The organism is Limnobaculum allomyrinae, assembly GCF_016649425.1.
Lineage (GTDB): Bacteria > Pseudomonadota > Gammaproteobacteria > Enterobacterales > Enterobacteriaceae > Limnobaculum > Limnobaculum allomyrinae.
This window is the reverse complement of record NZ_JADRCR010000001.1, coordinates 924,397-938,212: the sequence shown is the minus strand read 5'-3', so window position 1 is coordinate 938,212 and position 13,816 is coordinate 924,397. Positions and strand designations below refer to the sequence as shown.

Genomic DNA, 13,816 nt, shown 5'->3' with positions numbered 1-13,816 from the left:
GTTAATAAGCATTAGCTAGACATCATCAAAAGTAGTGGTACAATTCCTGTGTTTCATTAATAATATAACCATTTGATTAACATACATAAAAATGTAGTTACTTGTGCTGGCAGGGCCCCCACCCAATTCTGGGGTTCTGTTTTTATAATCTTCATATCCCCTGTTTAATGGCACCGGTCGTCAAAATGATAAAAAAGATCCTCCGTTGGCTATTGTGTATTACAGCTACATTCTTCACTGGCATCATTTTTGCCTTATGCGGTTACTATTTTGTTGAAATCGCCCCCCACCGCAGTGAAATTAATGCATTATCCCAGTCACTGAATCAGGCTTCACGCCACAATCCTCAGGTTGATCCATTACTTTCTGTTATTTACCCATCACCATCGATTTATGTTTATGCCGCCCGGGATCTGTTTTCTAATTTTCATCAGGGACAACGAATTTCTCAGGGAAAATACCATCTGCATAATGCGTTATGGCAGCTTTGGTTAACCGTTTTGTACAGTCAGTCAGAAATAAACTCTGTCTGGTTATCTAATGCCTATTTTGGTACTGATAATGGCAAACCTGTTTATGGCCTTGAGAATGCGGCACGGATTCGTTTTTCGGTTCCTGTCTCTGCGTTGAATTGTTCACAGACCGTCGAGTTGTTGGCAATGCTACATGCACCTTCATTATACAAGGCGAAGCCTGAGTTCTTTAAACAAAGGGTGGAGAAATTGGAGCTGAAGGGGTGCTCAGATCGCAGTGGGAAGCAAGAATAACAGCGTTATGGGCTGGTTAATTATTCAGCCAGAATCATGATAATTAGCTTTGCTTATGATTTTTCTCAATTTTACTAAGCATATACTTGGATTTTACTAAACCCTAATCGTATGGCAGCTGCAAGGCGTGGCTGATACTATAAGCTTGCCCCTGTCATTTTGGGTTGATGAATAACAATGGATTCTTTTGTTGTTTAACGATGGATAGCGACACTGGAAAATATCTATATGTATCTTTCTTATGGAAAAGGTGAGTAATGAGCTATGTTGCCTATTTTCAGAAAATTAATACACTCTCCGTTTCCACGCGACAGCGAATGGCTGCGATCTATTTTCAGTGTTATGCCGGTAGTGATATCAAACGTTTTTTACTGGATCTGGAGAGTAAAGACGAAGTCCTGATGCTGGAGCATAATCAGGAGCTTGTCGGCTTCAGCAGCTTGCAATTCTATCCTTATCATCACTCCATGATTGTTTATTCCGGCGATACGATTGTCATGCCAGAGCACTGGCAGCAGCAGGTATTACATAAAGCCTGGATTCAGCGTATGGGCTTGTTTAAACAGCAACATCCGGGACTGCCTTTATATTGGTTTCTTCTGGTAAAGGGATACCGCACCTATAAATATTTAGTGGTATTTGCCAGAGAGTTTTACCCTCACTGGCAAATACCTCAACCAGAACTTAAGCAACTGGCAGATCGGTTAGCCGAACAGAAATTTGGCCAATTATATAATGCACAACGGGGTGTGGTTGAATGCCCTCCTGATTATGGTTTTCTGGCACAAAAGTTGGCGATTATACCGCCAGCGAGTCTGGCAAAACCGGATGCCCGGTTTTTTCTGGAAAAGAATCCCCATTATGCCGCAGGTCATGAACTGGTCTGTTTATGTGAAATCAGAGTGGATAATTTACCCTTACGCTGCCGTTCTTTACTGTTGAATCCGGTGGTTGAATATCGTGAATAACTCCCCCTGGCATCAGTTTCGCCATAGTGCGAGAAATGAAAATTCATCCGTAAGCGAGCGGCAAATTGCGTGGTTACGCCAGTGTCTGCAGCGCAATCAAAATTCGGCCTATGGTCAACGATATGGTTTCGAAAAAATCCAGAACGTAGTGGATTTTCAGCAACGAGTGCCGATGGTGGATTACGCTGAGCTGAGCCCCTGGATTAATAAACTGGCGTCAAATGAGCTTAATCAACTGTTTGTCGGCGAAGTTGTCGCGTTTGAAAAAACCGGGGGGAGCCATAGTGGTGGAAAACTGATCCCTTACTCTGCGCCGGGACTGGATGATTTTCGTTATGCCTTATCAGGCTGGTTGGCTCAATTGGTTGAACAATTCCAGATCGATCGGGGAAGCGCTTACTGGGCGCTGAGTCCGGCGATTACTCAGGCTACGGTAACGACAGGCGGAATTCCGATTGGCGGTGGTGATGCCCTCTATTTAGGCGCGGAATATTTGAGTGCATTTGCGCAAATTTCTGCTGTTCCGTTAACACTGGCGCAGGTTGTTGATGTTAACGACTGGCAGTTGCTTACCCTCTACTATCTGGTATGTCGTCGCGATTTAAGATTATTTTCGGTCTGGAGTCCCAGTTTTCTGATTCAGTTACTGGAAGGGCTGAGCAGTCGCCAACCGGCGTTATTAGCGTTGCTTCAATTGGGCGGAGAAATTGCGGGTCATCTGTTAGCAAAAGATCAAAGCGCAGCAGATGCTTATCAGTGTTATCTGAAATCTGGAGATACCCGCATTTTATGGCCTCAATTAGAGGTTATTAGCTGCTGGGCAGATGCCTCATCCACAACATTGGTGGCTCAACTGATGAGCTATTTTCCTTCCGTTTCTTTACAGCCGAAAGGGCTGCTGGCAACGGAAGCGATTATTACTACCCCATATCAACAAAATCAACCGCAGTTATGCGTGGACAGTAATTTTTATGAGTTTATCGATCGGCAGGGCCAAGTCTATCTGGCTGATGGTCTAACGGTAAACCATCATTACCAGGTGATAGTAACGACCAATAACGGATTATACCGTTATCGTATTGGTGATATGGTGCAATGTGTTGGATTTCAGCGGGATGTTCCACTATTGCGTTTTACCGGTCGGGCTGGTGTTGTCAGTGATTTGGTGGGTGAAAAGTTAACAGAGAGCTTTGTGAATGACTGCCTGTCTTCTTTAAAAGGTTTTGCCATGTTATGTCCGGATGATAAGACATCAGGCTATTACATGCTGATGGATAAACGATATGTACAGGACAATCAAGATGCTGTTGGCATAGTTGAACAACGATTAAATGAAAATCCGCAATATGCTTACGCCAGAACACTGTCTCAGCTAAGGCCACTAATCTGTTTATCTCTTGAACAACCTGAGCGCCATTATTTAGCCTGGCAATGTGCACAAGGAAAACGACTGGGAGATATTAAAATCCCCAGCCTGATGTCTGATAATAACTGGCGTAAAATCTTTCAAATAGTGGAATAGGTGCCGATATGGAATCTCATGTATTTACACACAATCGTAAAATGAAACTGGTGCTTATTTCACCAAAAGGGCCGCTATATCGTAAACGTGGCGGTATTTTTAAGCGTTCTTTACGCTATCAACCGCTAACGCTGACAACGCTGGCAGCGTTAACCCCTAAAGATTTACCGATAGAAGTGACGCTGATTGATGAAAGCATCACGGAGATTCCAGCCGATTTAACCGCCGATCTGATTGGTTTAACCGTGATTACCGGTACGGCCTCCAGAGCCTATTTTCTGGCCGATCAGTTTCGGGCAAAAGGGATGAGCGTTGTGCTGGGCGGCCCACATGTAACCCTGATGCCAGACGAAGCGGCAGAACATGCGGATACGATTTGTGTTGGTTATGCTGAACAGAGTTGGCCGCAACTGCTGCATGACTTTATGGCTGGGAAGCTTCAAAAACGCTATCAGCAGGCACCAGATTTTAATCTTGACGACTCCAATATGCCTTTTCCTGAGCGCCATCGGTTTAACAGTGAAGATTTCCTCACTCAGGCAGTATTTGAAGCGACACGCGCTTGTACTCATAACTGTGAGTTTTGCGTGGCGCCAACGGCCTGGGGTAGAAAACAGTATCAACATCCGGTTGAGTGGGTGGTGAATGATATTCGGCAGTTTGTGGAGCGTACCGGAAAGCGAAAGCTTATTTTTGTTGATCTGAACCTGGTATCCGATATTGGTTATGCCAAAGCGCTATTTACCGCCCTGATTCCATTAAAGATTAAATGGTTTGGTTTATCGACAGTGTTGATTGCCCATAATGAAGAGCTGATGGAGCTTATGGCCCGAAGCGGTTGCAAAGGCTTATTACTCGGCCTGGAAACGGTGACCACCGGCAGTCTGGGGGATGCGGGTAAGAAGTTCAATTCATCAGTTAACTACAAAGAGCTGGTGGCTAAATTACATAAGTTGGGTATTTCCATTCAGGGTTGTTTTGTTTTTGGTTTGGATCACGATACGGTGGATACCTTTGATGCCACGGTTGAATTAGTGATTGATGCAGGGATCGATCTTCCACGTTTTTCTATTCTGACACCATTCCCGGCTACGCCCTTGTACCAGCGTCTGGAGCAAGAGCAGCGTATTTTAACTAAAAACTGGGAGCTATATGATGCTCAACACGTGGTTTTCCAGCCAAAACTGATGACGGTAAAAGAGCTGGAGGATGGGCATGAAAGGGCATGGAAAAAAATCTATCAGTACAACAATATTGTTCGTCGCCTGTGGAATGCGAAAAATTTCCAACCGCTGGCGATTACAGCCAATCTGGGATATCGCTTCTATGCTCACAATCTGCATAAGTTCTATACCTGTGATTGGCCGATTGAGCATAATCCGGCAAAAAGCAGAGGGTAGAACATTATGCGTCTAACCTTTATTCATCCGGCAATTGGTCACCGGGCAAATGAATCCTATTTACGTTCCTGGCAGATGGAACCCCTGCCTATCGCGACGTTAAAGGGGTTAACGCCAGCGCATATTGAAACACGTTTTTATGACGATCGTATGGAGGTTATTCCCTACGATGAGCCAACGGATGCTGTTGCTATTTCGGTCGAAACCTATACGGCTAAACGAGCCTACCAAATTGCCAGCGAGTATCGCCGTCGTGGTGTTCCGGTGATTATGGGCGGGTTTCATGTGACGCTGGTGCCTGAAGAGGCCGCCCGCTATGCGGAAGCCATCATGACCGGAGAAGCTGAGTCCATATGGCATGAGCTGTTAGACGACTTACAGCACCAAACCTTAAAGCCCCACTATCGCGGAGAACAGACAGATCTCAGCCATGTCCGTGTAGACCGAAGTCTGTTTCGCAACAAACGTTATTTACCGATAGGGCTGGTGGAAACAGGGCGTGGTTGCCGTTTTCCCTGTGAGTTTTGTGCAGTACAAACTTTTTATCAGCGTAAATATCGTCGCAGAGATCCTGATCAGGTATTAAGGGAATTAACTGAACAGAAAAAGCATAAGAAATTGTTCTTTTTTGTGGATGATAACTTTGCCGGCAATATTAACGAAAGTCGGTTGTGGCTTCCTGACTTAGCCAGGCTGAATATGCGTTGGATTACGCAAATGAGTATTAATGCAGCCCATGATGAGAGTTTCTTAAAACAACTGGCTCAGTCCGGATGTAAAGGTGTACTTATTGGTTTTGAATCCCTCAATGAAGCCAACCTGAAACTGATGAATAAAAACTTTAATACCATGAAAGGCGGGTTTGTTCAGGCGTTAGCCAACTTGCGGAAATATGGTATTGCGGTATATGGCACCTTTGTTTTTGGCTACGACCACGATAGTTTAGATTCTTTCCAACAGGCAGTTACTTTTGCTCAGCAGCAGGGAATGTATATTGCTGCTTTTAACCATATGACACCATTCCCCGGCACACCACTCTATGCTCGTCTGCAACAGGAAAATCGTCTTCGTTACCAAAGCTGGTGGTTAGATGATAGCTATCGTTATAACGAGCTGCCATTTTTCCCTACTCAGTTAACACCGCAACAGGTTACTCAAGGTTGTGTTGAAGCGCGCAGGACGTTCTATGGATGGCGTTCTATTGCTAAACGTAGCTGGAATAATCGTCACGACTTCTTTATGTTTCGTAACTATTTTCCTATTAATGCCTTACACCATAATGAAATCAGTGCCCGTAACGGCTACCCGTTAGGTGATGAGACCTGGCAAGGCCCGTTGCTGGAGGTGAGATAGTGCGTTTTCAGACAGCATTGCCGCAGCATAGCCCGTCGCTATTACAATTGCTGGAAGAGAATGCTATGCAAGGCAAGATAGAAATGGTGATGACCCGACGGCCAGACTATTTTTCTAACCTGCACTATTTTGGCGCAGAGTACCCGGTACTGGCAGAAGAAAACGGACAGGCAGTAGGAATGTGTCAGCTAACCCGACATAACGGTTTTGTTAACGGACAACCGCAGCAATTGGGGTATCTGAATAGTTTACGTATTAGTCACGATTATCGACATCGTATTCGTATATTGAAGTCAGGTTTTGACTACCTTAAACAGCAACTGACACCACCGCAATACTGTTATACCAGCATCGCCAGCGATAATCTGACGGCGAGAAAACTGTTGGAAAAAGAGAGCCGGGGATTACCCCGTTATTGCCCATTGGGTGAACTGAGTACGCTGGCAATAAGTACTCAGCGAGGTCGTCATTTAGGATTGTGGCAAAATGAAGCACCACAACAATATCCGGAAGTGGTAGCGTTCTACCATCGGCAGGCGATACGTTATCAGTTAACCCCACAGTTAAGCGTTGAGTGGCTGATAAACTCCGGTTTGCCAGTATGGAGTTATCGGGTGAATGGTGAGTTGCAGGCCTGCGCGGTGTTATGGAACCAACAGCCGTTTAAGCAAGTGATGGCACTGGGCTATCATTCAATCTGGCGCGCCATCAGGCCAATTTATAACGGCTACGCCAGCCTGACGAAGCGGGTTGCATTACCACCGGAGCAGCAGGCATTGGATCAGAGCTTTCTGGCTTTTTTCGCCATTACGGATCCTCAGTATATGCTTTCTCTGATAGATGATGCCTTATCTCGTTGCACTACCCGGGTGCTAACGCTGGGGCTTGCCAGCAGTCATCCGATGTTGAAAGCTGTGATAAAACGTTTCCAGCCCCTGAACTATAAAACCTGTTTATACGGCGTTGATTTAGTTGCCAGTCCACCATGGCTGCAACAGGCAATAGCGCCGGAAGCGGCGATTTTATGAGAATTATTCTGTTACGCCCGAACATGGGCGATTATCGAACGACGGATGCCATGCCGCCGTTAGCCATTGGTATTCTGGCTGCTCGATCGATAGGTCATGAAGTCATTTTTTATGATGATCGGGTAGAAGAAATTCCGGAGACGTTACAGGCGGATCTGATCGCTATTTCTGTTGAAACGTTTACCGCCTTACGCAGTTATCAGTTAGCGAATCGATATCGTGCACAAGGCAATACGGTGGTTATGGGAGGGTATCATCCCACGTTTTTACCCGATGAAGTGCTGGAACATGCGGACAGCGTTATCATTGGTGATGCTGAAGGTGCCTGGGAACAATTACTACAGGATAAGCTTCAGGGAACTTTACAGCGTTATTATTATGGCGATCATAGTCTGCCGCTTAATGACTATCTTCTCGATCGCACTGTCTTCAGCGGTAAAAAATATGCTCCGCTTGAACTGATTCAATATACTCGAGGGTGTCGCTTTGCCTGTGATTTCTGTTCGATTCATGGTTTTTATCACTCCACTGTACGGGCCCGTCCTGTAGAACAACTGCGTGAGGAGCTGTTGGCTTTGGACTCTAATCGGTTTATCGCCTTCGTTGATGACAATCTGTTTGCTAATCGAACTTTGCTTGAAGCACTTCTGACGATGCTTAAACCATTAAAGCGGCGTTGGGGATGTCAAATCAGCATTGACGTAGCGAGAAATACACAGCTTTTAGATCAATTGGCCGAGGCGGGCTGTCGTTTTGCACTGATTGGCTTTGAAAGCCTGAATGCACAAAATTTAAAACAGATGGGAAAAGCCTGGAACCGTGCTGCCGGTGACTATGATGAGGTCGTGAAGGCACTTCACGATCGGGGCATTAATATTTATGGCACCTTTGTTTTTGGTTATGACGAAGATGATGAACAAACCATTCAGCAATCGATTGATTTTGCGTTACGTAATAAGCTGGAAATTGCCAATTTTAATTTGCTGATCCCTACGCCGGGTTCAAAATTATATCAGCGGTTGGCGCAAGAAGGGCGGCTGATTTCACCGCAGTGGTGGAAAGATCCTGACTATCGTTATGGCGATCCGATTTTTCAGCCGGAAAAGATAACGGCGGAACGATTAACGGCTCTTTGCTTCTCGGCTAAAAAGCAGTTTTACAGTTATCCTTCAATAGCGAATCGACTATTGAATTTAAAAAAACGAACCTACTGGAAAGATAGAGTGATTGCTTTGCTAGCCAATATCATTTCGCATCGGGAAATTATCAGAAAGCAGGGCAAACGGTTAGGGGAAAAGGGATGAAACTGACGCTGATTAAACCAACCATCGGACGGATGGAGCACAGTCTCTATATTGATGAAGGCCGCATGGAACCACTGATGTTAGGCATTTTGGCTGCGTTGACGCCGGATGACGTAGAAGTGGTCATGTATGATGACCGGATGGAGCAAATTCCCTTTGATGAAGCGACGGATTTAGTGGCAATTACGGTAGAAACCTATACCGCCCGTCGTGCTTATGAAATAGCCAGTGAATATCGTTCCCGTGGGGTTAAGGTCGTGATGGGGGGAATCCACGCCAGTTTGTTACCCGAAGAGGTGAGCCAGCATGCGGACAGCCTGTTTACCGGTGATGCGGAAACGCTGTGGCATGAACTGATAAACGATGCCCGTCATCATCGGTTAAAAGCGCGTTATGATGCGCCGGCGGGCACCGGGCAAATAACCCATTGCGGATCAGGCGTACTACCGCGCCGTGATATTTTTCGCGGAAAGGATTATTTGCCGATTACTTTGATGCAGTTTTCCCGCGGTTGTCGTTTTGCCTGTCAGTTCTGCGCGGTGAGCCAATATTTTGGGCGTAAGCACTACTTAAGAAAAATTGATGAAGTTGTGCGGGAAATTGAGCAGCAGGAACGTAAATTTATCTTCTTTGTGGATGATAATATTGCATCAGACCAACCAGCACTGATGGAGCTTTGCCATGCACTTACTCCCTTAAAAGTAAACTGGATTAGCCAGGCCAGTCTGGATGTGACCAAAAACAGCCAACTGATGTCGTTAATGCAAAAAAGTGGTTGTTGGGGAAACGTGATGGGTTTTGAGTCCATTAATCCATTGAGTTTAAGAGATGCCAGAAAATCGCCCAATATACGAAATTTCTCCCATTATGCCGATGAAATTGCGGTATTGCGGGATCATGGTATGCAGACCTGGGCTGCCTTCACCTTGGGCTATGACCACGACACCGTAGAAAGTATTGAACAAACGGTGGAGTTTGCCCTGAAGAATCGATTTGCGTTCGCGGCATACAATATTCTGATGCCATATCCCAATACTCCGCTTTATACCCAACTTCAGCAGCAGGGGCGGTTGTTGTATGACCAAAAGTGGTGGCTACATCCTGAGTATCGTTTTAATCAGGCAGCATTTAATCCTAAATTAATGACGGCAGAACAACTGACTCAAGCGTGCCATCAGGCGCGCAGTCAGTTCAATAGTTTACCTTCGATTATTCGGCGCTTTTCAGATATCAGAATGACATTACAATCGTTATCCAGAATGGCTTCATTTTGGCGCTATACGCTCTTGTTTCGTAAAGAGGTTCATAAAAAACATCAGATGCGGTTTGGTCTGAAGTGAAACCAAAAAATAATTCAGGTTATGTAATCAGGTTTTATGAGATTATGAATTAATTACAATTTAATCGATTGAGATAAATGGAATTCGCACCAGAGCCTTTTGCAAAACGTCTGAAAACCTATTTGATTTACTCTTGTTGGGTCGGGGTATTCTTTTTTGGGTTATATCCCACCATCAATTGGTTTACCAGCACACGTACTGATTATTTCTTGCTTTATTTACAGGCAGAATTAGCGATTCCTTTTATTCCGACTTTTGTCTGGTTCTATCTTTCCATGTATTTGGTCTTTATGTTGCCGGTATTTTTTCTGAATACCCGAGACTTAAAGAGGTTAGCCGCTGAACTTATTATTGTGACTGTTGTTGCAGCGATAATTTTCTTATTGTTCCCTGCGCAATTAGGATTCGTTCGTCAGCTACCGGAGAGTGGTATTTATCGGGAAATATTCGAATCTATTTTTGCGTTAGATAAACCCCATAATCTGGTGCCTTCACTACATGTGGCCTATTCTGTCACTATCGTTTTGGCCATATTAAAAAATAGTCAGGCTCTGGTTCGTTATAGCCTGATAATTTGGCTGTCAGGTTTAATACTTTCTACGGTGTTCACTCACCAACATCATTTGTTAGATGTTGTATCGGGTGTGTTGTTGTCGTTTTTCACTTATCAACTTATGGACAGGCGCTATGAAAAAATTACTGATTCTTGTCGTGATGCTGTTTAGCATTACTGTGCAGGCAGAAGAACAGGACAAAGTCATTCATGATGAGTTACGTCAGGCATTACAAACGGTGACCGATGCCATTAACAGCGGTGAATATGAAAAGATGCTGCCGGTTTTGAGTAAAGATATTAAGGCCACCCCTATTACCCAAGAATTTATCGACGGACAGCAGCAAGTAGTACCTTATTTTCAGAAATGGTTTGGCCCTGAGCGTTTTTTAAAGAAGTTAAATATTACCTTTGTGCCAGAGGTTGTGACCGAGCTATCACCAGATAAAACCTGGGGTGTGGTTTATGGCACCGGGATAGAGAAATATAGCCTGAGTGATGGACGCACCTATGATTTTCATACTCGCTGGACGGCAACGCTGGCGGTAGAAGATGGGCGCTGGAAGATAAAAGCCATCCATATTGGTACCGATTTTATGGATAATCCTCTACTGAATGAAGCCCGCGACACCATCATGAAAAGTGCAATAGGTGGTGTCGTAGGCGGTATATTATTAGGGGTGTTATTTGGCTTCTTCGTTTTCCGGAAAAAGAAACGCTAAATCTGCCGGTGCTCCCATTGGTGGCGCAGGGCGAATACCTTTCCACAGACTGAAATAGACCCGCCAGAAACTAGGCTGTTGTGCCTGACGATCAACTAACGAAGGCAGTTGATACCAGGGCACTTCTGGTTTCTGGTGGTGAGCCAGATGATAATGATAATTGAGCGCCAGCCAGCGCGATACCGGCAGTACTTTCAAATTCCAGGCGCCGTTTTTAACATCTCTGCTGCTCCAGGCATGATCAACGTATTGCAATGCTGACCAGTGAAGCGCAAAGGCAATTTGACAGGCGAGGTAGCCGATCCAGTTTAAATCCAGTAGCCAAAACAGCAGTGCCTGATAGCTAAACGACATAGCAATTTCATACCACACACGAAACGCGGGTAACTTGACCAGTTCAGCAACCTGAGGGCCAAAGCCTAATACCGGTGCAATCCTATTGACGAACAGGTTTGAACGGTAGAACCCACAGGCAAGCAAATAAATAGCGTTGCCTAATACCACAAAAAACCAATAAAAGCCCAATAAATTACCCATATAAAGCCAGGCGTTACGTAGCCATTTTGACTGTTGAGGTAAATAATAGTCATACAGCTCTTCATCGGTTCTGTTGCGGCGATGATGGTCCAGATGCGCTTTTTGCTGTAATAAAAATGAGGTGGGAAAAGCCCAACTGGCGATAGTCCCTATAATACGATTACCCCGTTCAGATTTAGCGGCTACGCCGTGTACCGCTTCATGCATCATAGCAAATGGCATATTGTTAATGAGTGCAAAAAACCAAATAGCGGCAACCGCCCAGTACCATGAACTATGGCTGGCTATCCATAAACAAGCAGCTGAAACGATCAGTGATATCAGCAATAAACCCAAATTTAAGGTAAATCTCATCCGTTGTGATCCCATCCATATTTAGCTATTGGCTGATAATATCGAATATGCCAAGCAATCGTCAGGTTATTTATCATAAAACATTGAATATGGCCGGAAGATAGTTGCGATTGATAAAGGGCTATTCGGTGGGGGTTTCAATCTGTTGCGTATAAGTAATTACCCGGTCTTTCCCGCTGGATTCAGCATAGTACAGTGCTTCATCGGCACGGTTAATGGCATGATTAATACTGGAGCGGTCTGCAAGCTCGGTGGTACCGATACTGATGGTAAAATAAACTTTCTCTTTTTCTGATTCCGGAACGGTAACAGAGAGATAGCGGGTTTTTTTGCATAATCTGTCGAGGGTTTTTTGCGCCTGCTGGTTGTCACAGTCATAGAGTAAAATGGCGAACTCTTCTCCACCGTAACGGCAAAACAGATCTTCTTTTCTGAAAAAAGTTTTAAGCAGTCGGGAGAATTTCATTAATACTTCATCTCCGCAACTATGGCCAAAACGATCGTTAATACGCTTAAAGTTATCGATATCTATCAAGGCCAGAGAGGCTTTGTATTGTTGTTCCGCAGGCAAGTATCGGATGGCATCCAGAAATGCCCGACGATTAGAAATTCCAGTCAGATAATCGGTGGTGGCACTTAATTGAAGTTTACGAATTAACTCTTTATTGCGGTTTTCCAGACGATATTTTTCTATCTGAATACTTTTCAGTTTAATCAGTGATTGAATTATAGATTCCAGTTCAAAACTAAAACGGCTTTGGTTTTCATTAAAGTTAATGTTCAGGTCATTATTAGAGAGTTGCGTAATGGCTTTCTGAACCAGCGTAAATGCACCACTAAGTTTAAAGATCATGACTGAAATCGGCAGTATGGCAAACAGAAAGAAGATAGCCAGGAAACACACCATGCTATAAATTTTAATTTTGGACAGGTAGATTTGATTGGCAGAAATATCGATAGCTTCGTTCAGTAATATCCTGTTTAACGCTGAAAGATGATATTTAGCCTGAAAATAGGAATAATTAACCTGTTGTAATCCAATATTGTTACTCGCAGTATGAACAAAATTATTGTAAATAAGATGATTTATTTTAATGGTGTCATGGCTAAAAACCTCGTTGACGAAGTTATCGATCTCTTCACTTTTGTTACTATTTTTAAGGTAATTTTTCTGTATTGAGATTAACCGACTTTCTGTTTCATCAATGGCTCCCAGCAGTTTGATGGCTTTAATCGCTGATGGCTGATCGATTGTTTGAGATACTTCAATATCAATCAATTGATCGATAAGTTCAGTGAAAAAACTATATAGCTGAGTGGTTAATCTGACACCTTCGATGGCGATCATAAACTCAGCGGAGTGGTTTTGAATCTGAATAATCTGATACTCAATAATCGACTCTAATCGATTAAAAGAGTAAGCGCTGGCAAAGCGTTTGTCCTTTCTTATTTCTTCCGATAATCGGTTAACTTCTAAAGCGGCATATTTATCGTGAGGAAATTCACCTGTTTTAGTCTCTTGTTCGGTAAACTCGAGCAGATTATTAATGGCTGTATCGACAGGATGATAATTTATCGGGCCGGCAATCTGATAATAAGAGGCCATTTTTGACGTCTGATGTTCATCATAAATACGTTCACCCGCTATCAACAATAACTGGAGATATTTGATTTTATTTTGTTCTTTGATGTTGGCGCGAAGGTCGGATAAATCACCGCTGATGGTAGAAACAGAAAGAATGCTCAGTGATGTAATAATGAATAAGATAATAAAAATAAAGAAATTTCTAATTTTCATCATTAAGGTTCCGTATGAAACTCACAACCTCAATGTCATGATAACTAATTGATCCCATTTTAGCATAATTTAATAGCCAATCAATTTGCTGCCTTGTCTTAATGTTACTGAATTATCGCCAGATAAAAGCACGATAGTGATTTTTCGACAATACTTTATCGGTAGCCAGT

At 43.8% G+C, this 13,816-nt stretch carries 12 protein-coding genes; 10 read left to right on the top strand and 2 right to left on the bottom strand.

Translation table 11 applies throughout. The features are described 5' to 3' along the window. Nucleotides 1-185 precede the first annotated feature (185 nt). The 10 genes from I2494_RS04370 to I2494_RS04325 all read left to right on the top strand — a co-directional run bounded on the left by I2494_RS04370 (nt 186) and on the right by I2494_RS04325 (nt 10,957). Nucleotides 186-767: a transglycosylase domain-containing protein gene (locus I2494_RS04370; protein ID WP_218465272.1), complete on the top strand. Its 582-nt coding sequence runs from the start codon at nt 186-188 to the stop codon at nt 765-767. 257 nt (nt 768-1,024) lie between these two features. Then, entirely contained in the window at nt 1,025-1,735 is a 711-nt protein-coding gene (locus I2494_RS04365; RefSeq protein ID WP_218465273.1) for a hypothetical protein, read from the top strand. Beyond that, nucleotides 1,728-3,257 carry a GH3 family domain-containing protein gene (locus I2494_RS04360; protein WP_228350830.1) on the top strand — a complete coding sequence of 510 codons (1,530 nt, stop codon included), beginning with the start codon at nt 1,728-1,730 and terminating at the stop codon, nt 3,255-3,257. Before I2494_RS04365 ends, I2494_RS04360 begins: the two co-directional genes overlap by 8 nt. Nucleotides 3,258-3,265: 8 nt before the next feature. Further along, nucleotides 3,266-4,657 carry a B12-binding domain-containing radical SAM protein gene (locus tag I2494_RS04355; RefSeq protein ID WP_228350829.1) on the top strand — a complete coding sequence of 464 codons (1,392 nt, stop codon included), beginning with the start codon at nt 3,266-3,268 and terminating at the stop codon, nt 4,655-4,657. A gap of 6 nt (nt 4,658-4,663) precedes the next feature. Continuing rightward, on the top strand, nt 4,664-6,010 hold the full coding sequence (locus I2494_RS04350) for a B12-binding domain-containing radical SAM protein (protein WP_218465275.1): 1,347 nt from the start codon (nt 4,664-4,666) through the stop codon (nt 6,008-6,010). Further along, nucleotides 6,010-7,038 carry a GNAT family N-acetyltransferase gene (locus I2494_RS04345; protein WP_218465276.1) on the top strand — a complete coding sequence of 343 codons (1,029 nt, stop codon included), beginning with the start codon at nt 6,010-6,012 and terminating at the stop codon, nt 7,036-7,038. The genes I2494_RS04350 and I2494_RS04345 overlap by 1 nt, the downstream gene beginning before the upstream one ends. Further along, nucleotides 7,035-8,342, top strand: a complete 1,308-nt coding sequence (locus tag I2494_RS04340; RefSeq protein ID WP_228350828.1) for a B12-binding domain-containing radical SAM protein — start codon at nt 7,035-7,037, stop codon at nt 8,340-8,342. The genes I2494_RS04345 and I2494_RS04340 overlap by 4 nt, the downstream gene beginning before the upstream one ends. Continuing rightward, complete coding sequence (locus tag I2494_RS04335) at nt 8,339-9,682, top strand: B12-binding domain-containing radical SAM protein (RefSeq protein ID WP_218465278.1); 1,344 nt, start codon at nt 8,339-8,341, stop codon at nt 9,680-9,682. The genes I2494_RS04340 and I2494_RS04335 overlap by 4 nt, the downstream gene beginning before the upstream one ends. A 77-nt stretch (nt 9,683-9,759) precedes the next feature. Further along, the gene (locus I2494_RS04330; protein WP_218465279.1) at nt 9,760-10,407 is read left to right on the top strand and encodes a phosphatase PAP2 family protein; all 648 of its coding nucleotides are present in this window, start codon (nt 9,760-9,762) and stop codon (nt 10,405-10,407) included. Further along, nucleotides 10,370-10,957 carry a YybH family protein gene (locus I2494_RS04325; RefSeq protein WP_218465280.1) on the top strand — a complete coding sequence of 196 codons (588 nt, stop codon included), beginning with the start codon at nt 10,370-10,372 and terminating at the stop codon, nt 10,955-10,957. Before I2494_RS04330 ends, I2494_RS04325 begins: the two co-directional genes overlap by 38 nt. Here I2494_RS04325 and I2494_RS04320 read toward each other — a convergent pair. Together I2494_RS04320 and I2494_RS04315 are read right to left on the bottom strand one after the other, a co-directional pair. Next, nucleotides 10,919-11,848 (bottom strand): fatty acid desaturase family protein, encoded by a 930-nt coding sequence (locus tag I2494_RS04320; RefSeq protein ID WP_218465281.1) that lies wholly within the window; start codon nt 11,846-11,848, stop codon nt 10,919-10,921. The genes I2494_RS04325 and I2494_RS04320 overlap by 39 nt on opposite strands. Nucleotides 11,849-11,969: 121 nt before the next feature. Continuing rightward, complete coding sequence (locus I2494_RS04315) at nt 11,970-13,649, bottom strand: GGDEF domain-containing protein (protein WP_218465282.1); 1,680 nt, start codon at nt 13,647-13,649, stop codon at nt 11,970-11,972. Nucleotides 13,650-13,816: the final 167 nt, after the last annotated feature.